We start from the raw sequence: 25,822 nt of genomic DNA, 5'->3' as shown, positions 1-25,822 counted from the left end.
CTTACCTCTTTATCTTATATTTACTAGGTTTACTTAGCATAACCATATGGCGAAGATATTCGCCTATAGGTCGAGCTGGCATACCGCCATATTGCTGCCCCGCGGGAATATCTTTAAGCACACCGCTTTTAGAAGCAATCTGTACGTTATCCCCTATCTTGAGATATCCCGCAATACCACACTGTCCTCCTATTAAAACATTATCACCAATATAAGTAGATCCAGCAATACCAACTTGGCTAACAATAATACACCCACAACCTATATGAACGTTATGTCCGATTTGCACCTGATTATCAATCTTCGTATTTTCTCCAATGATTGTATCATCGATTGTACCACGATCAATAGCACTATTGGCTCCAATTTCAACTTTATCTTGAATGATTACGCGACCAATATGCACTATTTTATGTATATCCGATACACCCCGAGCATATCCAAAACCATCATTCCCAATTCTTACACCCGAATGCAAAATAACGCTATTTCCAATTAAAGACGAATAAATACTTGAACCAGCTCCGATGCTACAATTGCGCCCAATTCTAACTCCTGCACCTATCACAGATCCTGGACCCACATATGTTTTACGCCCAATCTCAACGCCCGGATATACAACAGCCATGGGGGCAATGACAACTCCATCTTCAATTTTCACATCTTCGCCTAAAAACGCTTGCGGACTAATACCTCCTTCAAAAGAAGATGCCTCCATATGCATTGCTTGTGGATATAAAATAGATCCAGCAATTGCAAAAGAAACTTCTGGCTTATCTGACAACAAACACGGTATATTCTTAGGGATAAATGGCACAATATCTTGGCTACAAATTATCGCAGAAGCCTTACATTTCTCAATATTATTAAGAAACTTCCGTGATATAATATAAGAGATATCTCCTGTCGATGCACGTGCAATAGGAGAAAGTGAATAAATCATCCTTTCGCCGAAATTTTCATCTAAAAGAGATGCCCCTATGCTTTGCGCTAATTTCATTAAGGCAATACCCTTATGGGATACAAAAAAATTCAATCTTTGCACTCAACAAATCCCTTTGCTTCTTAATATACCTACATGCGATTACCTATACGAAAACCAAACTGCTGAATTTTATCACCCTCTCGGTGACGCAATGGTATACCATAATAGACACCCATCATCCCGAGTGGAGAATTCCACATTATTTCTACTCCAGTAGAAACACGCCAGAAAGAATCATTCCCTTCCAGCTTATCGGCACCGAGAGCAACATGATTTGCATAAAGAGTCGCAGAATCAACAAAAAAAGCACCACGCAAACCAGCCCTTTCAGGAACAAGAGGCATGGGAAAACTCACTGCTGCACTTGCAGACGAATAAATCTTACCTCCAATCGCATATTTCTTATCCACACGCGGACCTATACCCTTATATGCAAATCCCCTCAGATAATAATTCGAACTCACTGAGAACTGATCAAACAATTGCAAATTTTTATTGCTAGGAATGACACATCCATATCCAAATCGTAAAGAACCGACAATATCAGAATCATCTGATAGAAGATAAAAATACGATGCTCGAGATCCAATCCGATGATATTGAGAATCTCCTCCAAAACCTGCATAATCATAAGAAGATGATATCAACATGCCTTTACGTGGCACAATTGGGTTATCTAGTGTATTATAGATGATACTTTGGGAAATAGAATGGCTGCTGAATTTTCCATGTTCTATTAACGTTGTATATATCGAAGGGATCTTTTCTTTTTCTGATATAGCACCATATTGTAAAAACCTAAGATCATACTTAAAACTTGTCGATATGCTTTCAGTAATAGGAACTATCATACGTACAGCAGCAGATTCATCATTTATGTCAAGAGAGCCATCTTCAAGATGGGTTTTTTGGAGATCAAAACCCGCGGATATAGGACTCCCTAAAAAATATGGATCCTCAACACTAAAAGTATAGTTTTGTACTGCATGACGTCCAAACCCTGCCGCTAAACGAGCTCTATACCCCTGACCAAAAAAGTTATTATCATCAATATGCCCTTCTACGCCCATACCCTTATCAACTTCGTAATTAGTAGCTATACCTACAGAACCAGCGCTCAGTTGTTTTACGCTCACCCTCAGAATCACATAATCGGATACATCATTTGCTGGCAATTGCGAAATATTGACTTCAGAAAAATAACCCGTGGCCATGATACGACGCTTAGCACGCTCAATCATGGAATAATTAATTGGATCTCCCTCACTCAATTCAAGTTCACGCCGAATTACAGAATCATACGATTGATCATTCCCCTCAATTTCTATCCGCTTTACATATAAAGGAGAACCTTGATCAATCAGATACTCAATATCCACTATCCTCTTTGCAAAATCTCGATTAATTCTCGTCTTTACCCGAACAAAAGGCCTTTCACCAGAAAAGAAATATTTTGAAATCTTTTCACTAGATTCTTTAATCTCCTGTGGGTTATAGAGATTACCAGATCGAATTCGAATCAATGAAAGCAACGTTTTCTTCTGGATTTCTTGTAAAGTAGATTGAATAGAAATATTCCCCACTGTATAAATTTCACCTTCATCAATCTGAAAAATCAGAACGTAACCACTCTTTTGTTTATCAAATAAAACTTGCGAAGACACTTTAACGGCAGCATAACCCCTATCATGATAAAACGCCCGTATAGCTTCTTCATCAAAACTCATTCGTTCTTTACTATAAACATCTGTTTTACCAAATGAAAAATAACCCGATGTTCTTATAGAAATAACTCTTTCTAATCTAGCATGCGAATAATTTTTATTACCCACGAATCTAATCGAATTTATTTTTGCTTTGACACCTTCTTCAATCACATAAGTAATATTAAGCGTTGTCGGAGAAATAGAATGGTGTTGTACTTTCACCATGACATTTAAATATCCTATGGATGCGTATGCTTGCTTGATGTTATGCACATCAGCATTGACGGTATCTTCATCGTATGCAGCCGCAGATCGAGAGCGAACTATCATCTTCAATTGATCATCTTTGAGATTATTATTCCCACTAAAAAAAAGATGATTGATAATCTTTCTTTCTATTAAATCTATAATAAGAACAGAATCTACAATTTTGATTTTTACATTAGAAAAATATCCCATAGCGTAAATATTTTTCACGGCATGATCCAAATCTGCATCAGAAATAGATTGTCCTACTACTACAGGAATACGAGACAAAATTACCTCTTTACCTACATTCGTGGCACCTCGAATCTCAATCCGGCGAACAATAGATGTATTTGACCCATAAACAGCAGAAAGCCCAAAAATAGCATAAAAAAGAATGATAAATCCCATTTGAAAAGATCTTGGAAAATATTTTTCTAACAACCTTTTAATTCTGCGAAAATCTTCTGTACTTTTATGCACCTATCATCTCCGAACCTTATAAACCGATTCTCTGAAATTCATATCTTATCATCAATAAGACACAAACTACTGCATTAACCCATAAATGTCATTACGAATACCAAGAAAAAATAAAAACAGGATTATACACAATCCCATCCTCGTAATAACTCTTGTAACAGAAACTCCAAGCGACTTACCTCTTATCATTTCCAAAAGAAAAGTTATTAAATGCCCACCATCCAAAATAGGAATAGGCAATAAATTCATAAAACCTATCGCCCAAGAAAACATAGCCAAGAATGCTATATAGGCATTAAAACCATGATCAAAAAAGTTTTTTGCAATCCTTGCAATACCCACGGGTCCAGATATTTGATTTAATCTTGTATCTTTCCCAAAAGCACTGCTTAATACACCCAAAAATCCTCTCGTAATTGAACTAATCTCATCTAATCCTCTTGAAAATGACTGCAAAACCGTCCTACTGTGCAATTTGGTCTCATCATAACTAAATGATATTCCAACAGATGGAACCTGCCTCTTAATACCAAATCGATCCACAGTATCTTGAAGACGAGGCATGACCTTCAGGTGCAATACACCAACATGTTCACGATACAACACGAGCGATATCTCATGCAAGGGATTTTCTCTTACATAAGGCGCAACTTCTTCAAACGCCGATACCGTTATTCCATCAAGCGATATTATACAATCGCCTTTTTTAACACCAGCAATAGCAGCAGGACTAGCGGGGGAAACATTAGATACAACCGGCTTCATTACGCCTGTATTATAGAAAAAAAACGTAAAGAACAAAATAGCCATAACGCAATTTGCCAATGGACCAGCTAATACAGTCAGAATTTTTTTCCATGGCGCAGCACAAAAGAAGGAACGCATATCTTTCTCATCTTCTGAAAAAGAAACATATCCCCCTAAAGGAATAAGAGAAACCTTCCAACGCACACCAGACCGACTGGTTATCCCAATAAGCTCTGGCCCAAATCCCACAGAAAAAGATAGCACCCTGATATTACACAAACGTGCTACCATATAATGTCCGAATTCATGTATAACTACGATGATTATCAGGGATACAGTATATAACAAAAAACAATCTAACCAAAACATCAACGGACTCTATATCTTCTTCCAAAAAATTACCCAATTCCACATCAATATATTTGTATAATTATAATACTATTTTAGCACGCCTATCATCTCTGTCGCTATTCCAAAAAAAGAAATAGCAGACATAAGAAAACAGGAAAAAACTAATCCATCAACCCTATCCATCACACCACCATGCCCTGGCAACAACCATCCTGATTGTTTAATACCAAAATACCTTTTAATATAGGATTCAAAAAGATCTCCTAGTTGGCAAGATACAGAGAGCAATATAGAAACAGCCAGCGCTAATTCGAAACAATTAGCACAAAAGAAAGATAACAAAGCCACGCCGACACCAACACCACAAAATAGCCCACCAATAGATCCCGACCAAGTTTTTCTAGGAGATATTTTAGGTGCTATTTTAGGCCCACCTACAAAACGCCCGATAAAGTATGCAAAAATATCAGTTGCCCATACTACAGACAAAACAAAAAAAACTATAACGCACCCCTTAGCATCATCTCCACGAAGAGAAGACAGTGCAATTGATGGTAATCCAGAGTATACAACGCCTAACGCACGCCAAAAGGCTCTATTCTTCATTATTGAAATCATCCAATCTATAAAAGAATAAAGCATCAAAAGAAAAAAAGCTGACTTAAAAAAACCTGTAATTATCATAAAAAATACAAGGAAAAAAGTGAATAATCCTAGAATTTTCTCACTCAAACTTAAAGAGACTGAACCCGTAATAATCTTCCATTCATAGTAGATACATAGACTCATTACCATCGTCCACAGACGAAACCATATACCTCCTATCCAAGATATTAGGATAAAGCTACACGCCATAACTAATCCGGTAACGATTCTCCATTTCAACTCTTGTAACATTCAAATAACACCTATCCCTTTTTAGATAAACCACCAAACCGTCTATCCCGAAGATTATACTGATTTAACGCATGAAAAAACAGTTCTCGAGAAAAATCAGGCCAGTATTCTGGTATAAAAACAAATTCGGAATAAGCAACTTGCCAGAGCAAAAAATCAGACAGACGCTTTTCACCACCTGTACGAATGATAAGGTCTGGATCAGGAACATCTGACGTATCCAAATATTTAGCAATTAAAGAACTATCTACATCATGCGAACACACAGAACCAGATTCTATATCTTGAAAAATATTTTTGATAGCACGTGAAATCTCGTCACGCGAACTATAATTAAAAGCAATAAATAAGTTTAATCCTGTATTAAGCCTAGTTTGATCTTCAGCTTCTTTTAACACACATAAAATATCATCATCGAGGCTTAAACGATTCCCAATAACGCGTACTTTTATATTATTTTTTTTTAAGCTATAAAATCCTTTTTTGAGAAAGGACTTGATCAATTTTACTAATTCTGAAATCTCAGAAACAGGCCTACGCCAATTGTTGATTGAAAAAGCAAAAATTGTAAGATTTTTTATACCCACTTCAGCAGCAGCAGCAACTATTTCATTGAACACCTCTATGCCCTTACGGTGTCCAGCACAACGCGGAAGACCACGAGCAGCTGCCCAACGCCCGTTACCATCCATAATGATACCAATATGATCGGGAGGTGATGAGGACATCATAGAAGCAACCACTTAAACAGAATATTCCTAAAAATTCAAAAGTGCATAATCTCCTTTTTCTTTTCTTCAAAAAAAGAGTCAATATTTTTTATTGTACTATCCGTAATTTTCTGGATATCATTTTCTAAACTCGCTACCATATCCTCACTGGCTTTCCCAGATTTCCTAGATTTCTTTAAATGATCCATACCATCACGACGAATATTGCGTACAGAAATTTTGCTTTTCTCAGCATAAGCATGCGCAACTTTGACAAGCGCAAGACGCCTCTCTTCAGTAGTCTCGGGAACAGGTATTCGCAATACTTGACCTTCAACAATAGGATTCAATCCAAGATTAGATTCATGAATTCCACGCTCTACAGATGCAACCATTTCCTTATCCCAAACAGAAACTACAAGCATACGAGGCTCTAATACTGTAACGTTAGCCACCTGATTTAGAGGGACATGTGAACCATACGCTTCAACTTTTACTAGATCAAGCATGGAGGGAGAAACTCTCCCAGTGCGCAAAGTCATCATATCTTTCTTTAAAAAAGAAATAGTGTCACCCATACGATCTTTGATGTTTTGCAAATCAATCACCTGATTCATATTTACCTTTCGCACAAATTACTAAGACTTATAAGAAAACTATTCCCCAGATATAATAGTACTACGTCCTATTCCAGACAACCCCCCCCAAATTCCTCCTGGAGAATGAATAGAAAACACAATTATAGGGATAGAACAATCACGAGCCAAAACAACAGACGCACAATCCATCACTTTTAAACCCTTCTCTATAAACTGATTATACGTTAAACTATCGAAACGCGTAGAAGAAGCATGTACACGAGGATCCGCAGAATACACACCATCTACTTGCGTACCTTTTAAAATCACATCAGCTCCTATCTCACTTGCCCGCAATGCTGCCGCTGAATCAGTCGTCAAAAAAGCATTGCCAGTTCCACCAGAAAATATAACCACTTTACCCTGAGAAAGATAAGACACCGCATTTCGACACGAAAAAACCTCACATACTTGCGGCATAAATATAGAGGACAAAATCACAGTCGGTACGTTAATTTTACGCAAAGCAAGATCTAACGCCAAAGCATTTATAACTGTCGACAACATACCCATAGAATCAACTGTAGAGCGTTCACATAACAGATAATTCTCTGCAACAACTTGACTGCCTCTGAATATATTACCCCCACCTACAACAATTCCAATTTCAATACCCTTCGCATATACTTCTGCTATATCTGCACATATCCGATTAACCGAATCTATATCAACTCCAAACCCCGAAATTCCAGCAAGAGCCTCACCTGAAACTTTTAAAAGAACACGTTTATACGGAAAATCAGACAATTACTTCTCTCTAATTAAGTTTGAACATTATAAAACACAAAGGATAATCTATTGTTTCTCTAACCATCATCATTTTCTTTACCCACAACAAAATGAGATACACCAACAACTTCAATAGAAGCACCGATTGATTTTTCAGATTCTTTCAAAAAATCTGATACAGTTTTGGAAGGATCAACAACAAACCCCTGATGCAAAAGAACACATTCCTTACAAAAGCTTTGCATCTTTCCATTTACGATCTTTTCAACAATATTACCTGATTTCCCAGAATCAAGTGCTTCTGTCATGTAATGGGCACGTTTATTAGCAACAATAGAAGGATCAAGCATCTGCACAGAAATCACCGAAGGAGAAGCCAGCATTACATGCACTGCAATCTTCTCTCCAATCGCAGAAAGCAATTCCTTATCTTCCGCAGAAGACTGCAACGCTACAAGAACACCAATCGATCCTAAACCCTCAGAAGGAGAAGCATGAAGATACGAAGAGATGACCCCTTCCGAAACACACAGAAGAGCGGAACGCCTCAGCTTAATACATTCACCGGTGATAGCAATCTGCTGCTTAATTCCATCCCCCACAGTAATCCCACTATGGTCAAATGGCATCGCAAGAACATTGTCCAAAGAACCATCGGTGGAAAGAGCAATACCCGCAATATTAGAAACAAGACTCTGAAAATCAGTGTTTTTTGCCAAACTATCGGTCTCAACATTGACTTCTACAATCGATGCCTTCTTATATCCATCACGAGCAATTCCTATAAGCCCCTCTGAAACCTTTCTACCCTCTCTCTTACTAGCTGCCATAGCTCCTTTAGTGCGCAAAATATCAATCGCTAATTCACTATCACCCTTAGCTTCCAAAAGGGCATTTTTGCAGTCCATGATACCTGCACCAGTTTTCCCACGTAACTCCTTTACCGCAACAGCAGATACCTTACTCATTTAAACACTTTCCCCCAATACGCAAAAAAATCAACTCATCAATTCAGGAACAACAGCCACCTCTTGACCATCAAGCACCGAACTTTCGGAAGATTGTGAATCCTCTTCCAGCTGCATACCCTCTTTTGAATGAACCACAGTTTCACCTGCAGACTTTGTATCTGCACCCATATAACTATGCTGTCGTGCAATACCATCAATAGCTGCCGATGCAACAAGATCGCAAAACAGCGCAATAGAGCGAGAGGAATCGTCATTTCCTGGTATGACATAATCCACCAAGTCAGGATTGCTATTAGTATCAACCACTGCTACTATGGGTATGCGCAAGCGACGAGCCTCTTGGATAGCAAGCTTCTCCCGATTGGTGTCAACAACAAACATTAAATCAGGCAATCCACCCATATCACGGATACCATCTAGAGCTCTTTTGAGCTTATCACGCTTACGTTCGATATTTAAACGTTCTTTCTTAGTAAACCCTTGGTTTTCCTTATTGAGGAGCTCCTCTAAATCTCGCAATTTCTGAATAGATTGAGAAACAGTTTTCCAGTTGGTCATCATACCACCTAACCACTTAGAATTTACACAATACTGCGCAGAACGTTTGGCAGCTTCCATGACACAATCAGAAGCTTGTGACTTCGTAGCTACAAATAAAATACGGCCGCCTCGTGCAACAGTATCAGAAATAACTTGCAACGCCTTCTGCAACATAGGAACTGTTTGAGAAAGATCTATAATGTGAGTGTTATTCCGCTCACAAAAAATGTAACGTTCCATCTTCGGATTCCATAAAAAATTCCGATGACCAAATTGTACTCCACTCTCTAAGAGCTGTCGTATGGTAAATTGTGGAAGAGCCATAACTTAAAAATCCTTGTATATCCGGTTTGTCCTCCGCAAAACGTGAATCACAATGCCAAAACATCATGCCACCGGAAAAGCCACCAACTAAATAAAAAGATGATAACTCCGTACTTTTGCGTGTGAAATATTCAACTACTTCAGGAATACACCCGACTTAATATAAAATCAAGTTCATCCCCTAGATATTGTACTTAATTGCTTAAAAAGCTTTTCTCTTCTAACAACATATTCAAGAGGCGTCCACAAATAATACCTTTTCTCTTTTCAAAAAGAAAATAAACTATTATTATCGCCAGTAGTTTCATTATATGACACCGCGTTGGATGCATAATAGAAAAACGCTAATAAACTCGCTCTTACTAGGCTTTGATTTGTCTTATCGACTTTCCTAAAATATTAATTATCAACTCGCTAAAATAACATCACACCACTTAAGAGATATACACCTATGAAAGAAAAATCTTCAACTCATTACGATAATCAGAATATCTTCATAAAAATCATACGTAACGAAACAAATGCATGTCGCGTTTACGAAGATGATATTTTACTTGCTATAATGGATATTATGCCTCGTAATCCAGGACATGTTTTGATTATTCCAAAATCTCGTATAAGAGATATTTTTGAAGCCCCCCCAGAGATTCTTTCTCAGATAGCGTTTTTAATCAAAAAAATTGCAATAGCGTGCAAAAGCGCTTTCCAAGCGGATGGCATCCAAATCTTGCAGTTCAATGGACATGCTGCAGGACAAACCGTTCCCCATTTGCATTTTCATGTTATTCCTTGCAAAAATGGGGACAACGCCTCCCATACGAATATTCACCCAACACAAAAAATAGAAAATTTTGCAAAATTGGAGATTAATGCACAAAAAATTCGCAAAGAACTACAAAACTTTCTAAAAACGACATAAAATATCGTATTACATAACAGGAAAATACATTTACTGCGCCTCTGATTCAAACTATCAATTGCTACTTTTACTCCGTAATAAGGATCCCTCATGATCACTATCGTTAGCACCTTAGAAGAAATCATTGATTCTTTCTTCGAAGAATCCAACTCTAAAAACGAATCAATTCCACAAGATGTGAAAGATGCCGTCCAATCTACCTTAGACCTATTAGACAGAGGGATAATACGAATTGCATCACGTGATGATAATGGTCATTGGAACACACATCAGTGGATCAAAAAAGCTATTTTGTTATCGTTCCAAATCAATCCTACAAAAATTATTTCAGATGGGAATGGTTATTCAACATGGTGGGATAAAATACCTGCAAAATTTGATGATTGGAAAACCAAGGATTTTGAAAAACATAACTTCCGCATTATTCCTGGCACAATAGTACGTCATTCCGCATATATCGGACCTAAAGCTGTCTTGATGCCATCTTTTGTCAATATGGGAGCTTATATTGGCGAAGGAAGCATGATAGACACTTGGTCAACAGTAGGATCGTGTGCTCAAATTGGGAAAAATGTCCATATTTCTGGAGGAGTAGGCATTGGTGGTGTACTTGAACCAATACAAACAGGACCAACTATCATAGAAGATAATTGCTTTATTGGAGCTCGTTCCGAAATAGTAGAGGGATGCATAATTCGCGAAGGATCTGTCCTCGGAATGGGGGTGTTTATTGGAAAATCTACTAAAATTATAGACCGTAATACAGGAGAAATTACTTATGGCGAAGTTCCCTCGTATTCTGTAGTCGTTCCTGGCAGTTATCCTAGTATAAATTTAAAAGGTGATATAGCAGGGCCACACCTTTATTGCGCAGTTATAATTAAAAAAGTAGATGAAAAAACTAGATCTAAAACTAGCATCAATACACTATTACGTGATTATTCATAATATCAAAACGTTTTGCTACAATGACCCCAGATTGTCTAGAACATCTCATACAATTAATAAAGTGCCCTTCAGTCACTCCACAAGACGGAGGAGCATTTTTCATACTAGTCAATACTTTAAAGCTACTTGGCTTTTCTATTGAAGAAAAAGATTTTCAAACAAAAAACACCTCAATCGTCAAAAATCTTTATGCTCGCTTTGGTACGGAAGCACCCCATTTAATGTTTGCTGGACATATTGATGTTGTGCCTCCTGGCGATTTTAATCATTGGACATATCCACCATTTTCAGCAACTATTGCAGAAGGAAAAATATATGGACGTGGAATTGTCGATATGAAAGGAAGCATCGCTTGTTTTATAGCTGCCGTTGCCCGCTTTATTCCAAAATATAAAAATTTTGGATCTATTTCCCTTTTAATCACCGGAGATGAAGAAGGTCCTGCAATAAATGGCACAAAAAAAATGCTATCATGGATCGAAAAAAAGGGAGAAAAATGGGATGCATGTATAGTAGGAGAACCAACATGCAACCATATAATAGGAGATACAATAAAAATCGGACGCCGAGGAAGCCTTTCAGGAGAGATCACCATTCATGGCAAACAAGGACACGTAGCCTATCCACATCTAACGGAGAATCCCATAAGGGGACTGATCCCACTATTGCATCAATTAACCAACATAGGATTTGATACTGGCAACACTACTTTCTCACCTACAAATATGGAAATAACAACAATAGACGTAGGAAATCCTTCAAAAAATGTCATTCCAGCACAAGTTAAGATGTCTTTTAACATACGCTTCAACGATCTTTGGAATGAAAAAACCTTAAAAGAGGAAATTAGATCGCGTCTAATAAAAGGAATCCAAAATGTACCAAAACTATCTCATACCGTACACTTTTCATCGCCTGTGAGTCCTGTCTTTTTAACACATGATAGGAAACTAACATCTCTGTTAAGTAAGAGCATCTACAATACGACTGGAAATATTCCCCTATTATCCACTTCTGGAGGAACATCTGATGCACGCTTTATCAAAGATTACTGTCCTGTTATAGAATTTGGACTTGTAGGAAGAACAATGCACGCCCTAAATGAAAACGCATCCCTTCAAGATCTTGAAGATTTAACCTGTATATATGAAAATTTTCTACAAAATTGGTTCATAACTCCTTCGCAATAAGATGACAAAGTATTTTAATATAGATAATCAAAGAATACTTTGCTGTCCCAATAACTATTTTTTTGTTAAGCATTAACAAAAAAAATATCAGAATTCATACCTTAGAAGTCAATACACGTTTTTTACGACCACGCCCAAGACCCATATTCTTAGCAAGTTTCGAACGAGTAGTAGCATATTCTCGAGAAACCATCGGATAGTCACTAGCTAAATTCCACTTAATACGGTACTCATCAGGAGTCATATTGTGATGCGTTTTAAGATGACGCTTTAAAGACTTAAATTGCATCCCATCTTCCAAACAATATAGACAACCATTTTCTATAGATTTGCGTATTGGTACTGCTGGTTTGAGCCTTTCAGGTTGCACGTTATCCTGACAAGGAGCACGAGAAACTACTCTCTGAAGCGCAGAGTGCACGTCCGTAATGAGACTTCCGATATCAGCCATCGGAACAACGTGATTGCTCACATACGCGGCAACTATATCAACAGTCATCTCGAGAAATCTCTCAGAGCTATCAAAAGAAGCATCGTCATCCATATATACAATTTCCCCTCTCTTTTGGTGGCAAATCTCTTCTCTACGTACGACACTACATAGCATGAATACAGGAAGACACATGCACCTAGATATAAAAATTAAAAAAATCAATACTTCTCATACAATTAAAGTTGCGAATCTATCGCACACCTTTTTTACTTAAAAATTTATATCAATAAAAACAATTCATAGTAAAAATATCAAAAAAAAAAAAAGAATCGCCATTTTATAATTCAGTAACAAAATAATTTCTATAATAAAAAATTTTTTCAAAAAATATTATTGATTACCTATATACCTTTACTTTCTATAAAAGTTTTTACTTACCATATACTTGTCTTTCTACCTTACAACATAATAAAAACTACAGAACATACCTAGTCGATATTCGAATTACAAAAACACACTTACACATTATAGATTGAGTACTAACACTCACAAAAAATACTAGATTACACTTACCAAAGCAAACCAAACGCCACTTTTCAACGAAAAGAGAATATTTTGTTAATACGATTTTACAACAAAAGTCATTTCATCAATATACTCACTCATACACATAAATTAAAAAAATCGAAAAACTAAAACACTAACAATCAAACAATAGGTTTTCCTGTATTCTGATCAACGACCTTCATAGACAATTTAATTTTTCCCCGATCGTCAAAATCCAATAATTTCACCCACACAGTATCACCTTCTTTGACGACATCACTTGTCTTAGCAACTCTCTCCGTAGAAAGCTGAGATATGTGTACAAGTCCATCACGTGCACCACAAAAATGCACGAAAGCACCAAAATCCATAACCTTAACTACTTGTCCTTTATAAATCTTATTGACTTCTGGTACATCCGTAATGGAACGTATCATCTCACGCGCAGCCTCTATTTCTGCAAGGGAAGAAGATGCTATTTTAACGGTACCATCATCATCTATATTGACCTTTGCACCCGTCTGTTCAACTATACCACGGATAACCTTACCCCCCATTCCAATGACATTTCGTATTTGATCAGGAGGGATAGCCATAATTTCAACACGTGGGGTAAACTCACCAAGTTGCAAACGACTCTCTGAGAGAACCTTAGACATTTCATTTAAAATATGAAGACGCCCTCTCTTTGCTTGTTGCAAGGCCATCACCATAATATTTTCAGAAATCCCCCCTATCTTCATATCCATTTGCATTGCAGTAATACCCGAATCCGTCCCTGCAACTTTAAAATCCATATGCCCTAGATGATCTTCATCTCCCGATATATCAGACAAAATAATGAAATCATCCCCGTCTTTTACCAATCCCATAGCTATGCCCGCAACTGGTTTGGAGATAGGAACACCAGCATCCATCAACGCTAATGAAGATCCACATACTGTTGCCATTGAAGAAGAGCCATCAGATTCAGTGATTTCAGAAACTATGCGTAAAGTATAAGGAAACTGTGCAGTCTGTGGCAAAACAGGATGAATAGCTCGTCGCGCTAACCTACCATGACCTATTTCACGCCGACTAGGAGCTCCCATTCGACTAACTTCTCCTGTAGCACAAGGTAAAAAATTATAATGCATCATAAAATCATTTCTTTGTGTTCCAGATAAAGAATCGACATATTGCTCATCTTCTCTTGTCCCAAGAGTTACCACTACTATTGCCTGGGTATCACCTCGAATAAAAAGCGATGAACCATGTGTACGCTGTAGAAGACCAACTTGTGCACTAATATCACGCACTGTCTCAGAATCACGTCCATCCATACGAACTTTTTTGTCCAGCATGACCGTACGAACAACCTTAGCCTGTATATCCTCAAACACAGAAACGATTTCTCCTTCGTTCCAAGAAGAATGCTCACTACTAAAATAAGAAACCATTTTTTTCTTAAGATCATCAATCTGTTTACAACGCACATATTTCTCAGGGATAAAACAAGAAACCCGAAGATCTTCTTTGATCATCTGGGACATTTCCTCTTCCAATTTCGAAAAATCCTTTGAATCTATGACTATCGGCTCTTTTGCACACATCTTTGCAAGTTTGGAAATAGCTTCAATAACAGGCTTACATTCATTATGACCAAAGATGATAGCATCCAACACAACATCTTCGGACAATTGGTTAGCCTCTAACTCAACCATAAGAACAGCATCTTGAGTACCCGAAACAAAAAGATCAAGAGATCCCTGATCTTCATCTAAACGTGGATTTAAAACATATTGCCCATTGATATAATCCACTTGTGCACCCACAACAGGACCTTCAAATGGCAATCCCGATAACATTAACGCAGCAGATGCGGCTACCATACTGACAACATGAGGACTACTTTCCAAATCATGTTGCATAACATTAATGATTACCTGTGTCTCATTTTTATAACACTTTGAAAACAAGGGACGAATAGAACGGTCAATCATACGAGAAATCAAAATTTCATTTTCTGTAGGACGAGACTCACGCCTTAAGTATCCCCCTGGAATTTTACCAACAGCATATGTCCGTTCTTGATAATTGACAGTTAAAGGGAAAAAATCTTGTCCATCTTTAAGAGACCTATCGTACACAACAGTAGCTAAAACAACCGTCTCTCCATAAGTTGCCAAAACAGCTCCATCAGATTGTCGTGCAATCCTACCGGTTTCCAATTTAAGCGGACGACCAGCCCACTCAATTTCAACTGTATGCACATCGAACATATTACACATCCCTAATTCAAAAACCAATCAGAATAACATACTTCACAAAAAGCATGCAAAAAAGAATCAGCTGGATAAAAAAATCCAATTGTCCTCATTAACACTTGAACCCATCTCAATAAAATACGATGGATCAGTTACCTATCACCACATAAAAACTTACTTAAACCCAATATGGAAGGGAAAAGAAAAAGATTACCGACGAAGTTTCAAACTTTGAACTAGTCTCTTATATCTCTCTACATCTTTTCTTTCAAGATATTTCAAAAGAGAACTTCTTAAAGAAATTAATCTACCAAGTCCTATTTTAGAATTCACATCTTTTTTAGCACTCTTAAAATGCTCTGTAAGATTTGCTATCCGTTCGGTGCAAACTGCAACCTGTACTTCTGGAGAACCAGTATCCCCTGGTGATACAGCATATTCCTTCATCAACTCTCTTTTGCGCTCTAAAGTTATTGACATAAACACTCCTTTCAAAGAAAAATATACAAATGTAAACCAACACCCTTCTTCCAATAGACCAATGAATTGTGTTAATCTACATTTTTTCAATCAATGGAAAACCATTTTACTGAAATAACCTTTTTATCACTTAAAAACCTTATCACTTTTCAAGTGCTACAGGTATTTTTGGCAAACACATCAATGCATTTAGTTTCCAATAACTCTGCAAGGATGTATCATATCGAAATCGAAGCTCCGGCACATATCTTAGGTTTCTAAGAGATCGACCTATACGTCCTCGAATAAATTTGATGTTGCAATTCAAAGCAGAAATTACTCTGTCAGGAGAAACATCTAGAGGTAACGAGATATACACCGTAGCAACTCTCAAATCGACTGACATACAAACCTCTGAAATAGATATAACATCCCTACTAATTAAACGATCTTGAAACTCATTATTTAAGATCACCCACATCAGAGCAGAACGAACTTCTTCTCCAACACGTAACGCACGCCTAGAATTTTTTGGATTCTTATTTTTCAAAGCATGATATCCTCTAAATACTTAACTGCCATAAAAACAATAACAATCTATCAAAGAGAACGTTTTATATGCTCTATACTAAAACATTCAATCATATCACCAGCTTGTATATTATCATATTTTTCAAAAGCCATACCACAATCTTGTCCTGCATGGACCTCTGAAACCTCATCTTTAAAACGCTTAAGTGTTTTAAGTTTTCCTTCATAAATCACCGTGCTATTACGTATAAGACGTACACCTGATCCACGCTCCACCTTACCTTCCGACACCTTACAACCAGCTACATTTCCCAACTTAGTAACGGCGAAAACCTCTAATACTTCAGCATTACCTAAAAACGTTTCTCGAATTTCCGGAGACAATAACTCTGACATAGAATCTTTTATTGAATCAAGAAGATCATAAATGATCTTGTAATAAAGTATCTTGATTTCATCTTTTATAGCAAGAACTCGCGCTTGAGAACTTGCCCGAACATTAAAACCAAAAATGACAGCACCAGACGCTTTAGCCAAAGATACATCTGTTTCGTTAATTGCTCCAACACTAGAATGGACGATGGAGAGACAAACCTCACTATTTTTCAATGCACCCAAAGAATCAACAATGGCCTCTACAGAACCCTGAACATCACCCTTTATAATAACAGGAAATTCTTTCATTTTAGATGATATATTTGCATTCTTCACAAGCTTCTCTAAAGCACTATGCGAACCCAATCGACGTGCCATAGACTTATTTCGTGTCACACGCTGTCTATATTGCGCGATCTCTCGTGCACGACTTTCACTATCAACAACACCAAATTTATCCCCAGCCATCGGCATTCCTTGAAGACCAAGAACTTCAATTGGCATAGATGGCACAGCTTTTGAAATACCCTGCCCCCTATCATTAAACAACGCTCTAATCTTTCCCCATTGATCACCAACAACCAAAATATTACCCTTACTTAAGGTCCCCTTTTGCACTAAAACAGTGACAACAGGCCCCCTTCCACGGTCAAGCTTGCCTTCAACTACAATCCCTTCCGCCTTACGGTTGATACTGGTTTTCAAATCTAGCATTTCTGCTTGCAAAAGAATAGCATCAAGTAACTTATCTAAATTGAGGTTATTCTTTGCAGAAATCTCAACATCTAGAATATCCCCCCCCATACTTTCAACAAAGACATCGTGTTTTAACAAACTCATACGCACTTTTTGCGGATCTGCGCCTAGCTTATCAATCTTATTAATCGCAACGATAATTGAAACATCCGCGGCTTTAGCATGATTAATAGATTCAATAGCCTGAGGCATTATTTCCTCATCTGCAGCTAATACAAGAACAGCAATATCCGTAACACGAGCACCACGAGCACGCATTTCATAGAAAGCGGCATGACCTGGAGTGTCAAGAAATGTAATATTTTTTCCTTGATAAGCAACTTGATAGGCACCTATATGCTGAGTTATCCCCCCTATTTCTCCTTTTGCCACATCAGCTTTGCGTATAGCATCAAGAAGAGATGTCTTACCATGATCTACATGTCCCATAATCGTCACAACAGGAGGACGAATATCCAAGTCACTTTCACTATCCGCGACATCAAAAATACCCACTTCGATATCTGACTCTAAAACACGCTTCACAGTATTTCCAAATTCATTGGCGATTATCTCAGACAGATCTGCATCTATGACATCTCCCGGCTTCATGATCTGCCCTTCTTTCATCAGAAACTTTATAACATCCGCTGAACGTTCCGACATACGTTGAGATAATTCTTGTATTGTAATAGTTTCGGGAACTACGATCTCGCGAGAAATTTTTTCTCTCTTTTCCTGCTGTTGATTCCGACGAAATTTCTCTTGCCTACGACGCATCGCTGAAAGAGATCTTCCTCGCGAAGCTCCTCCCTCTTCATCAACATCAGCCGCTACAGCAATCCTAACTTTCTTATACTTTTTATCATCATCTCCCACCTTATTACGAGTCACAGGCTTGGATGAATTAACAGAAGCATACTTACCTGCCCCACCTCGAGATTTACCACGATTACTACTCGCATCACTTGAGGATTCTCTAAATTTATTATTAACTACACTTGAAGAATCGCTATCACCCATATCATGCGATAAAATAACAGAGGATTCCACCTCTGTGCCCACATCAACATCTTTAATCTCAAGATCCTTTTCTTTACAAGGATCTTCTAAAACCTGCTCAGGAACCTGCTGACTATCACATACCTCAGGGAGGTCAATACTGCTTTCTTGAGAAGGTTGTTCAAGCGATTGTTGTTCTAATCTCTTTCGCAATTCTTCTTCACGTACCTGTGCTTCATGAAGTGCACGACGGCGACTTTCTATCTCCCCTTGAGAAAGTCCTGCAAAAGAAGAATCATTTTTTTGCGAAGACACTTTGTCAGAACGAGATGCTCTTCTAAAATTTCCTTTAGCCTTCGCCTGCGATAAATCTTGAGAACTATCGGAAGAAGATTCTATAACCCGTGAACTCTTACGAAACACAGATACCTTCTCTTCTCCCTGAACATAGGAACGACGCTTACGTGTCTCCACCACGACAGATCTAGCCCGACCTTGATTTGCGCCCTGGTTTTGGAATGAAGAATGCCCAACGCCTAAAGATGAGGTTTTTAGAGTTAAAGTCTTTTTCTCCACCACATTCGATTTCTTGTTATCTTTATTATCTGTCATAAGCCCTTAATCCACCGCGGAGAAAATAAAAAACCAACCTTTTATACACTTCCAAATCCTATTACACAAATCTCTAATATACCCACGCTTATCAATACTTATCTAAGCCCTTAAATATAATTATCAGACCTACCACCATAATAAATACTATCCAATTGCAAAATAATTGGAACATAGCTACACGAAAATAAAAAATTCACCTAGTAATCACAACCAATGCGAACAGAGGGGATACTACCACACCACTCATTAAGAACAAATCAAATCAATTGATCCTCTTTAACTAGCATCTTGAACCTCTTCATCCGCAACTTTTTCTTTTTCAATCCAACCCATTTTATAACGCGCATGGATAATCATACTTTCAACCTGATCTTTTGGAGTCCCTAAACTCGATAAAAAACCATCAAACTTTTCAATATTACCACCCTTATTTTCACTCCAACCTAACAAATCATCCACAGAACAGCCTGCTAGATCCTCCATGGTTTTAATACCATTTTCTCCAAGAGCTACTTTTATTTTAGAATCGATTCCAGGGATACTACACAATTCTTCTGAAACACCTAATTCCCTTATTTTCTTCTGAAGAGTGATATCTATACCTTCAAGGTACTCTCGCGCTCTCCCCTGTATTTCAACAGCTGTCTCTTCATCAAAACCTTCAATAGAGGCGATTTCGCTAATCTTAACACATGCCAACTCTTCAACATCAGCAAAACCTTCAGCGACAAGGAGATGCGCTATTATTTCATCAACATTAATAGCTTGCATAAAAAACTGAGTGCGTTCATTAAAATCTTTTTGACGATTAATAGAATCTTCTTCTTCAGTGATAATATCAATTGTCCAACCTGTTAACTGAGAAGCAAGACGTACATTTTGTCCACGACGACCGATTGCTAAGGAGAGTTGCTCTTTAGGAACGATAACTTCAATGCGCCCAACATCCTCATCTAAGACAACTTTTGTCACGATAGCTGGACGCAGTGCATTGATCACAAACGTTGCAGAATCAGGAGACCAAACGACTATATCTATCTTCTCATCCCTTAATTCTGTCACAACTGCCTGAACACGTGATCCACGCATACCAACACAAGCACCAACAGGATCAATAGAAGAATCACTAGAGAAAACTGCTAATTTCGCACGAGAACCAGGATCACGTGAGACTGCTTTTACCTGAACAATCCCATTATAAATTTCCGGAACCTCCATATGAAACAGCTTCACCATAAACTGTGGATGCGTGCGAGACAATAGAACTTGAGGCCCCCTTTGTTCGCGCCTCACATCATATATGTAGCTTTTCACACGATCTCCTGGACGCAGATTCTCCCGCGAAATTGTCTCATCACGACGAATCACCCCATCCGAATTCCCGAGATCAACAATTACATTACCATATTCAACACGCTTAACAGTGCCACTAATAATTTCCCCAACCTTATCCTTAAACTCGAGATACTGACGATCGCGTTCAGCTTCACGCACTTTTTGGATAATTACCTGTTTAGCAGATTGAACGGCCACTCTACCAAAATCCATTGGAGGAAGAGGATCACTCACAACCCCGCCTATATCAATACTAGGATCACGATCACGAGCTACTTTCAATGAAATCTGACAAGTATAGTTTTCAACTTCTTCTACCACTTCTAATAGACGAAACAAGGAAATATCTCCCGTTTCTGGATTAATTTCAACCCGAATATCAGACATCGTGCCATAAAGAGAGCGCGCAGCCTTCTGAATAGAATCTGCCATGACCGAGAGCACTACATCCCTATCTATTGATTTTTCATAAGCAACAGCATCTGCAATTTGCAAAAGCTCAAGTCGGTTTGCGGAAACCATCATACAAATCTCCCTAATTTCTCACAATCCAGCATAACTTCCATAGTTATTCAAGGAAGCACGTAGTAATTCATCAGTAACAATAAGCCTAGCCGAAAGAAGAGAATCAAACGATATTGCAATCTGCAACTCATTCATATCCTTCTCCCCCCTTTTCTCTTTTTCAAGAAAAAAACCAGTCTCACTAGTTCCCATAATTTTCCCGATTAATTTTTGTTTGTCCCCTGAGGACAAAACTATCTCACACGCCACAACGTGACCATTCCATCGTAGAAAATCAGATTTTCTAACCATCGGACGATCAATTCCAGGAGAAGAAACCTCCAATCGATAATGCCCTTCTATTATATTTTCCACATCAAGAATCGGGGATATAGCCTGAGATAACTCTTCACAGTCACGCAATGTCATATTCCCATCATCACGTTCCACAAAAATCTGCAACAAAAGATTTTTTTCTTCTAAAAGAGATATCTGTACACTCCTAAAACTCATTTCTTCGATAACAGGCTGAATTACACTAGATATATCACCAGCCAATCCCATATCTCCAAAAATCCGAGGCTCATATTTACTATGCAAAAAATGCGTACTTTCCAACGCTTACCCTCACTATACCCAACCTTACAAAACAAAACGGCGGGAAATGACCCCGCCCCTACCATAATCAAAAGCACTAACAATAATGCTAAAATAGTAATGCTCTCATGTCTAAATTGTCAATACTCATCACTATATACTATGCCATAAAAACCTGCAAACTAGCACTTTATACAATAACTTGTAAATTTCAAAGACACCTATATTATCAAAATCTCCACTTAAGATTAATTACCAACTGTATTATTTTTTGATAAAATAAACTCTTCTAGTCATAAAGCGAATATACAGTAAAAAAACAAATAACATTGAAGACACTGCGGATAAAACAGTCGCTAATAACGGTTGTAAACCCTGAAAAGTTAGTAATAATTTTACGTAAAAAGCGTAATTTAGGATGGATAACATAAAATACATGACCCCATAACGAACTGTTTCAAGAAAAGACTTACGCCGCAATTTAAGAAATATAAACAAACGGCTTGGTATCCAAGTCACTAAAAACGCTACTGCGATAGAAAATATCCTACTATAAAATGGATCAGCTCCACATTTCATCAATATAAAAAATCCCATCACATCTATAAAAAAAACAACAACGATATTGATAATAAAAATAATACATTGCTTCACATGACATCTTTCATAAATTTTATTAATTTAAACCCGCAGATACTTTCAATACGTATCTAAATATTCCCAATATAATGTTATATTAAAAATTAGTATAGGATATCGTGAACAGACTTTCTTACTCCACCAAGCATCTCATACCTAAAGGACTTACACACATACCAAAACATATTTAAAAAAGCTCGCCATAACATAATCAGATGGCATTACTATGAAAAAATATTTTTAACATAATGCTTCTATAAGGAACGGCAATTTAATTTATATTGCATTATAACGCTGAAACTTATGAACCTCATTATCAAAATTTATCTAACTTTCATCCTATCTATGAATTATGATAATTCCTCTCCCAATATATCTCAAAACAATTAAAAGCGCTTGCGAACAATGAATCCTTTTTCTCAAAAAAACTCTTTGGACCACCCAGAATATTCTGTATCAGAACTATCCTACCATCTAAAACATATAGTTGAATCGAATCTTTCTCATGTATGCGTGCGAGGGGAAATATCTGGATATCGAGGAATCCACTCATCAGGACACGCATATTTCTCCTTAAAAGACAATCACTCACGAATTGATGCTATCATCTGGAAAGGCACACTCAACAAAATAGAGTTTCTTCCAGAAGAAGGAATAGAATTTCTTGTCATCGGGAAAATCACTACTTTTCCAGGATCTTCGAAATATCAAATCATCATAGAATCCTTGATCCCATCAGGCTCGGGAACACTTCTGACTGCTTTAGAAAAAAGGAAAAAGAAACTACTAGAAGAGGGGCTTTTCTCCGACCAACACAAAAATCCTATACCCTTTATACCCAAAATCATTGCAGTTATAACATCTCCTACCGGAGCGGTCATTCGTGATATTTTACAAAGAATTTCCTGCAGATTTCCTTTGCGAGTCATTATTTTCCCAGTCAAAGTACAAGGAGACGAATGCCCCAAAGAAATTGCCAATGCAATTCTTCAACTAAACACCCTAAAAGAAGGAAGAACCTGTCCTAGACCAGATATTATCATTCTTGCCCGTGGTGGTGGTAGCATAGAAGATCTATGGCATTTTAACGATGAAATGATTGTACGAGCTATTGCAAATAGCTCTATTCCTATCATATCAGCCATCGGACATGAAACCGATTGGACACTTGCTGATTATGCCGCAGATTTACGAGCCCCCACTCCCACAGGAGCCGCAGAAATGGCAGTCCCTGTGAAAGAGCACCTGCAATCATCTCTCATAAACCTTGAAGCCCGATTAAATAACATAATCATTCGATTAATAAAATACAAAATCAATACCCTTAATTCTTTACTCAAAGCTCTTCCAAACTCTGATCAAACTCTTTCATGTTCACGTTATAGACTTGATAGATTACCCCGCGAATTAGAACACAATCTTGAAATCATAATTTTTCGTAAATATCGTCACTTCAACCACATAATCAATAGGATAAAATCAGATTTTCTTATACACAACATTCAAAAAAATCGTCAACATATCCTAGAAAAACAACAGCATATTGAACAAATTGTCAAACAACACCTACGTTATATTTTCTTGGAAAAAAAAGAAAAAATCGCAATTCTCCACATGCTACGCGAACAAACAAAAAATCGCATATTCTACCTTCATACTCATATAAAAAAGCTAATCACCCGTATCGAATTCATACTATCGCATAAAATAAAAAGTTGCCATACATCTGTCTCAATTACCACCCGAATCTTGCAATCCTTTGCTTATAAAAACACACTTAAACGAGGATATACCTCTATCCAAGATACCAATAATAACTTTATCACCCAAAAAAGAAACTTAGCCACCAAAACAAGAATTCTGATCAATTTTTTTGATGGACAAGCCAACGCCATCGTAATAAATAAAGCCCCTCCAAAGGAACAGCCTACAAAGAAATGCCAACTCCATAATAACAAGAGGGAAAAGCAAGGAACTCAAGGGGAGTTATTTTAAAAAGCCCACTCTCCTCCCCTCATAATAGGAACAAGGACGCCGTTTTTTGTAAGCCCATCAACGTTCATATCTCCAGAACCAATCATCCAGTCAATGTGAGTTATACTTGAATTGCCACCTCTTTCTTCTAGCCAATTATCAAGTGCATTATCAGGTTTTTTAAAGCATTTAGAATAGCACTGTCCAAAAGCTATATGCGAAGCAGCATTCTCATCAAACAAGGTATCATAAAACAAAGTATTCATTTTGGACAAAAGAGAAGAATGTGGGACTAACGCCACCTCTCCAAGTCTACGCGCTCCTTCATCAATATCCAAAATTTTATTCAGCATCTCTTCTCCCTTCGAAGCAGACGCTTCAACGACGCGCCCTTGATCAAAGCGCACCCTGATATTCTCAATCAACATACCTTGATATACGAGCGGTTTGGTACTAGTTGCATATCCCTCTACTCTCCTTGCATGTGGAGCGGTGAATACTTCTTCTGTGGGAATATTAGGATTACACATGATGCCATTTTGTGCGATAGAAGACCCACCTGACCACCGATGTCCCTCTGCTAACCCAACCTTTAAAGATGTATTGGGGCCCGAAAAACGAATTTCCGCAAAATCTCTTTGGCTTAACCATTGAGACTTTTGATGGAGAAAATTATTATGCTCTGCCCAAGCAGCTATGGGATCAATGCAATGGGCGCGAGATACAGAAAAAATGGTGTTTGCGAGTTTTGCTATAGCGATTGGAACAGGATCGTCCGGATAAACGATTTCCGCCCAAGCACAACTTGGAAAAGGAACAATACTCCAATTAATATCAAAATTGGAAATCCTCTCTAAAGCCGGTTTATAAGCCTTTAAATACGCTTGGTTCACACGACTCACTTTGTCAGAATCTTCATTAACAAGTAGTAACGGATTGTCACCAGAAATACTCAACAAAGCAGTATTATCCGAATACGCCTTTGCGAGTCCTTCACAAAACCAATCTGCAACTCTATCAAAAGCATAATCAGCGCCATACTTGTAAAGCATGAGAGTAGCTTCGCTATCTTTATAAAAAACACTAACTAATCCAGCGCCCAACATATAAGCATGTTTAGTGATTAATCTTGCTAGAGGCAACGCGCTAACCGGAGCCATAACTATAAGATGTTGTCCTTCTTGAATATTCACACCAACTTGTAATGCAACTTTTGCAAGTTTTTCCAGTAAAAATTCATCTACATGAGCGACAGTTGAAATACTCTTATCCATAGAAACCTCTTTATTAATAATAATGGTCAATTCCCTATCCTAAAGAACGATTGACTGTAAAATTAACTTCTAGAATCCAATACAATGCCTCGTAAGTCTTGCCTATCCTTCAATCAAAAGAAATTGCAATATCGTATAGCCCAGTATATAAACAAATACTAGGATGGTCGTTC

The 25,822-nt window shown here is 37.6% G+C and carries 22 protein-coding genes; 4 read left to right on the top strand and 18 right to left on the bottom strand.

All coding sequences use genetic code 11. From position 1 onward, the window contains the following. Position 1: 1 nt before the first annotated feature. From lpxD to rpsB, 9 genes are all read right to left on the bottom strand, one after another. Complete coding sequence (gene lpxD / locus CD16_RS02175) at positions 2–1,045, bottom strand: UDP-3-O-(3-hydroxymyristoyl)glucosamine N-acyltransferase (RefSeq protein ID WP_015824877.1); 1,044 nt, start codon at positions 1,043–1,045, stop codon at positions 2–4. A gap of 29 nt (positions 1,046–1,074) precedes the next feature. Then, the gene (gene bamA, locus CD16_RS02170) at positions 1,075–3,420 is read right to left on the bottom strand and encodes an outer membrane protein assembly factor BamA (protein ID WP_015452389.1); all 2,346 of its coding nucleotides are present in this window, start codon (positions 3,418–3,420) and stop codon (positions 1,075–1,077) included. 66 nt (positions 3,421–3,486) lie between these two features. Further along, entirely contained in the window at positions 3,487–4,458 is a 972-nt protein-coding gene (gene rseP, locus CD16_RS02165; RefSeq protein WP_236301231.1) for an RIP metalloprotease RseP, read from the bottom strand. Between the two features lie 147 nt (positions 4,459–4,605). Continuing rightward, positions 4,606–5,415 (bottom strand): phosphatidate cytidylyltransferase, encoded by an 810-nt coding sequence (locus tag CD16_RS02160; protein ID WP_015452387.1) that lies wholly within the window; start codon positions 5,413–5,415, stop codon positions 4,606–4,608. Between the two features lie 11 nt (positions 5,416–5,426). Further along, entirely contained in the window at positions 5,427–6,146 is a 720-nt protein-coding gene (gene uppS / locus CD16_RS02155) for a polyprenyl diphosphate synthase (RefSeq protein ID WP_031934847.1), read from the bottom strand. A 35-nt stretch (positions 6,147–6,181) separates the two neighbouring features. Next, positions 6,182–6,742 carry a ribosome recycling factor gene (gene frr, locus CD16_RS02150; RefSeq protein ID WP_015452385.1) on the bottom strand — a complete coding sequence of 187 codons (561 nt, stop codon included), beginning with the start codon at positions 6,740–6,742 and terminating at the stop codon, positions 6,182–6,184. A gap of 39 nt (positions 6,743–6,781) precedes the next feature. Beyond that, a complete protein-coding gene (gene pyrH / locus CD16_RS02145; protein WP_015452384.1) occupies positions 6,782–7,510 on the bottom strand; it encodes a UMP kinase in 729 nt (242 codons plus the stop codon). A gap of 59 nt (positions 7,511–7,569) precedes the next feature. Then, complete coding sequence (tsf, locus tag CD16_RS02140) at positions 7,570–8,460, bottom strand: translation elongation factor Ts (RefSeq protein WP_015452383.1); 891 nt, start codon at positions 8,458–8,460, stop codon at positions 7,570–7,572. Positions 8,461–8,490: 30 nt separating this feature from the next. Further along, the gene (gene rpsB, locus CD16_RS02135; RefSeq protein ID WP_015452382.1) at positions 8,491–9,327 is read right to left on the bottom strand and encodes a 30S ribosomal protein S2; all 837 of its coding nucleotides are present in this window, start codon (positions 9,325–9,327) and stop codon (positions 8,491–8,493) included. A 451-nt stretch (positions 9,328–9,778) separates the two neighbouring features. Between rpsB and CD16_RS02130 the strand changes: the two genes are divergently transcribed. The 3 genes from CD16_RS02130 (at position 9,779) to dapE (ending at position 12,384) form a co-directional block, all read left to right on the top strand. Next, positions 9,779–10,246 (top strand): HIT family protein, encoded by a 468-nt coding sequence (locus CD16_RS02130; RefSeq protein ID WP_015452380.1) that lies wholly within the window; start codon positions 9,779–9,781, stop codon positions 10,244–10,246. Positions 10,247–10,339: 93 nt separating this feature from the next. Further along, positions 10,340–11,194, top strand: coding sequence for a 2,3,4,5-tetrahydropyridine-2,6-dicarboxylate N-succinyltransferase (dapD, locus tag CD16_RS02125; protein ID WP_031934844.1), 855 nt, complete (start codon positions 10,340–10,342; stop codon positions 11,192–11,194). A gap of 20 nt (positions 11,195–11,214) precedes the next feature. Next, positions 11,215–12,384 carry a succinyl-diaminopimelate desuccinylase gene (gene dapE, locus CD16_RS02120; RefSeq protein WP_015452377.1) on the top strand — a complete coding sequence of 390 codons (1,170 nt, stop codon included), beginning with the start codon at positions 11,215–11,217 and terminating at the stop codon, positions 12,382–12,384. 94 nt (positions 12,385–12,478) lie between these two features. Here dapE and CD16_RS02115 read toward each other — a convergent pair whose 3' ends face one another. The 8 genes from CD16_RS02115 to CD16_RS02080 form a co-directional block, all read right to left on the bottom strand. After that, positions 12,479–12,928: a Ros/MucR family transcriptional regulator gene (locus tag CD16_RS02115; protein WP_012778759.1), complete on the bottom strand. Its 450-nt coding sequence runs from the start codon at positions 12,926–12,928 to the stop codon at positions 12,479–12,481. A gap of 596 nt (positions 12,929–13,524) precedes the next feature. Further along, positions 13,525–15,633: a polyribonucleotide nucleotidyltransferase gene (pnp, locus tag CD16_RS02110; RefSeq protein ID WP_413464081.1), complete on the bottom strand. Its 2,109-nt coding sequence runs from the start codon at positions 15,631–15,633 to the stop codon at positions 13,525–13,527. A gap of 186 nt (positions 15,634–15,819) precedes the next feature. Next, positions 15,820–16,089: a 30S ribosomal protein S15 gene (gene rpsO / locus CD16_RS02105; RefSeq protein ID WP_012778757.1), complete on the bottom strand. Its 270-nt coding sequence runs from the start codon at positions 16,087–16,089 to the stop codon at positions 15,820–15,822. A gap of 142 nt (positions 16,090–16,231) precedes the next feature. Continuing rightward, a complete protein-coding gene (locus CD16_RS02100) occupies positions 16,232–16,618 on the bottom strand; it encodes a ribosome-binding factor A (RefSeq protein WP_012778756.1) in 387 nt (128 codons plus the stop codon). Between the two features lie 50 nt (positions 16,619–16,668). Next, entirely contained in the window at positions 16,669–19,323 is a 2,655-nt protein-coding gene (gene infB, locus CD16_RS02095; protein WP_012778755.1) for a translation initiation factor IF-2, read from the bottom strand. Positions 19,324–19,602: 279 nt separating this feature from the next. Beyond that, positions 19,603–21,186: a transcription termination factor NusA gene (nusA, locus tag CD16_RS02090; protein WP_050815691.1), complete on the bottom strand. Its 1,584-nt coding sequence runs from the start codon at positions 21,184–21,186 to the stop codon at positions 19,603–19,605. 18 nt (positions 21,187–21,204) lie between these two features. Continuing rightward, positions 21,205–21,783, bottom strand: coding sequence for a ribosome maturation factor RimP (rimP, locus tag CD16_RS02085; RefSeq protein WP_012778753.1), 579 nt, complete (start codon positions 21,781–21,783; stop codon positions 21,205–21,207). Positions 21,784–22,026: 243 nt separating this feature from the next. Continuing rightward, the gene (locus CD16_RS02080) at positions 22,027–22,416 is read right to left on the bottom strand and encodes a GtrA family protein (RefSeq protein ID WP_012778752.1); all 390 of its coding nucleotides are present in this window, start codon (positions 22,414–22,416) and stop codon (positions 22,027–22,029) included. A 390-nt stretch (positions 22,417–22,806) separates the two neighbouring features. On the opposite strand from CD16_RS02080, the gene xseA reads away from it, so the two are divergent. Beyond that, positions 22,807–24,396, top strand: a complete 1,590-nt coding sequence (xseA, locus tag CD16_RS02075) for an exodeoxyribonuclease VII large subunit (RefSeq protein ID WP_012778751.1) — start codon at positions 22,807–22,809, stop codon at positions 24,394–24,396. Here xseA and CD16_RS02070 read toward each other — a convergent pair. Further along, positions 24,393–25,649, bottom strand: coding sequence for an aminopeptidase (locus CD16_RS02070; protein ID WP_012778750.1), 1,257 nt, complete (start codon positions 25,647–25,649; stop codon positions 24,393–24,395). The two genes, xseA and CD16_RS02070, sit on opposite strands and share 4 nt — an antisense overlap. Positions 25,650–25,822 lie beyond the last annotated feature (173 nt).

The sequence above is a fragment of the Candidatus Liberibacter asiaticus genome (genome assembly GCF_000590865.3).
Classification (GTDB): domain Bacteria; phylum Pseudomonadota; class Alphaproteobacteria; order Rhizobiales; family Rhizobiaceae; genus Liberibacter; species Liberibacter asiaticus.
The sequence above is the reverse complement of the archived record's forward strand: the minus strand, read 5'-3'. Positions and strand labels throughout refer to the sequence as shown.

Bases quoted from the DNA above. Each gene is read 5' to 3' on its own strand.
- rseP (WP_236301231.1), bottom strand. From the start codon at position 4,458: ATGGTAGCACGTTTGTGTAATATCAGGGTGCTATCTTTTTCTGTGGGA.
- CD16_RS02160 (WP_015452387.1), bottom strand. From the start codon at position 5,415: ATGTTACAAGAGTTGAAATGGAGAATCGTTACCGGATTAGTTATGGCG.
- uppS (WP_031934847.1), bottom strand. From the start codon at position 6,146: ATGATGTCCTCATCACCTCCCGATCATATTGGTATCATTATGGATGGT.
- frr (WP_015452385.1), bottom strand. From the start codon at position 6,742: ATGAATCAGGTGATTGATTTGCAAAACATCAAAGATCGTATGGGTGAC.
- tsf (WP_015452383.1), bottom strand. From the start codon at position 8,460: ATGAGTAAGGTATCTGCTGTTGCGGTAAAGGAGTTACGTGGGAAAACT.
- rpsB (WP_015452382.1), bottom strand. From the start codon at position 9,327: ATGGCTCTTCCACAATTTACCATACGACAGCTCTTAGAGAGTGGAGTA.
- CD16_RS02130 (WP_015452380.1), top strand. From the start codon at position 9,779: ATGAAAGAAAAATCTTCAACTCATTACGATAATCAGAATATCTTCATA.
- dapE (WP_015452377.1), top strand. From the start codon at position 11,215: ATGACCCCAGATTGTCTAGAACATCTCATACAATTAATAAAGTGCCCT.
- CD16_RS02115 (WP_012778759.1), bottom strand. From the start codon at position 12,928: ATGGATGACGATGCTTCTTTTGATAGCTCTGAGAGATTTCTCGAGATG.
- pnp (WP_413464081.1), bottom strand. From the start codon at position 15,633: ATGTGTAATATGTTCGATGTGCATACAGTTGAAATTGAGTGGGCTGGT.
- rpsO (WP_012778757.1), bottom strand. From the start codon at position 16,089: ATGTCAATAACTTTAGAGCGCAAAAGAGAGTTGATGAAGGAATATGCT.
- infB (WP_012778755.1), bottom strand. From the start codon at position 19,323: ATGACAGATAATAAAGATAACAAGAAATCGAATGTGGTGGAGAAAAAG.
- nusA (WP_050815691.1), bottom strand. From the start codon at position 21,186: ATGATGGTTTCCGCAAACCGACTTGAGCTTTTGCAAATTGCAGATGCT.
- xseA (WP_012778751.1), top strand. From the start codon at position 22,807: ATGAATCCTTTTTCTCAAAAAAACTCTTTGGACCACCCAGAATATTCT.
- CD16_RS02070 (WP_012778750.1), bottom strand. From the start codon at position 25,649: ATGGATAAGAGTATTTCAACTGTCGCTCATGTAGATGAATTTTTACTG.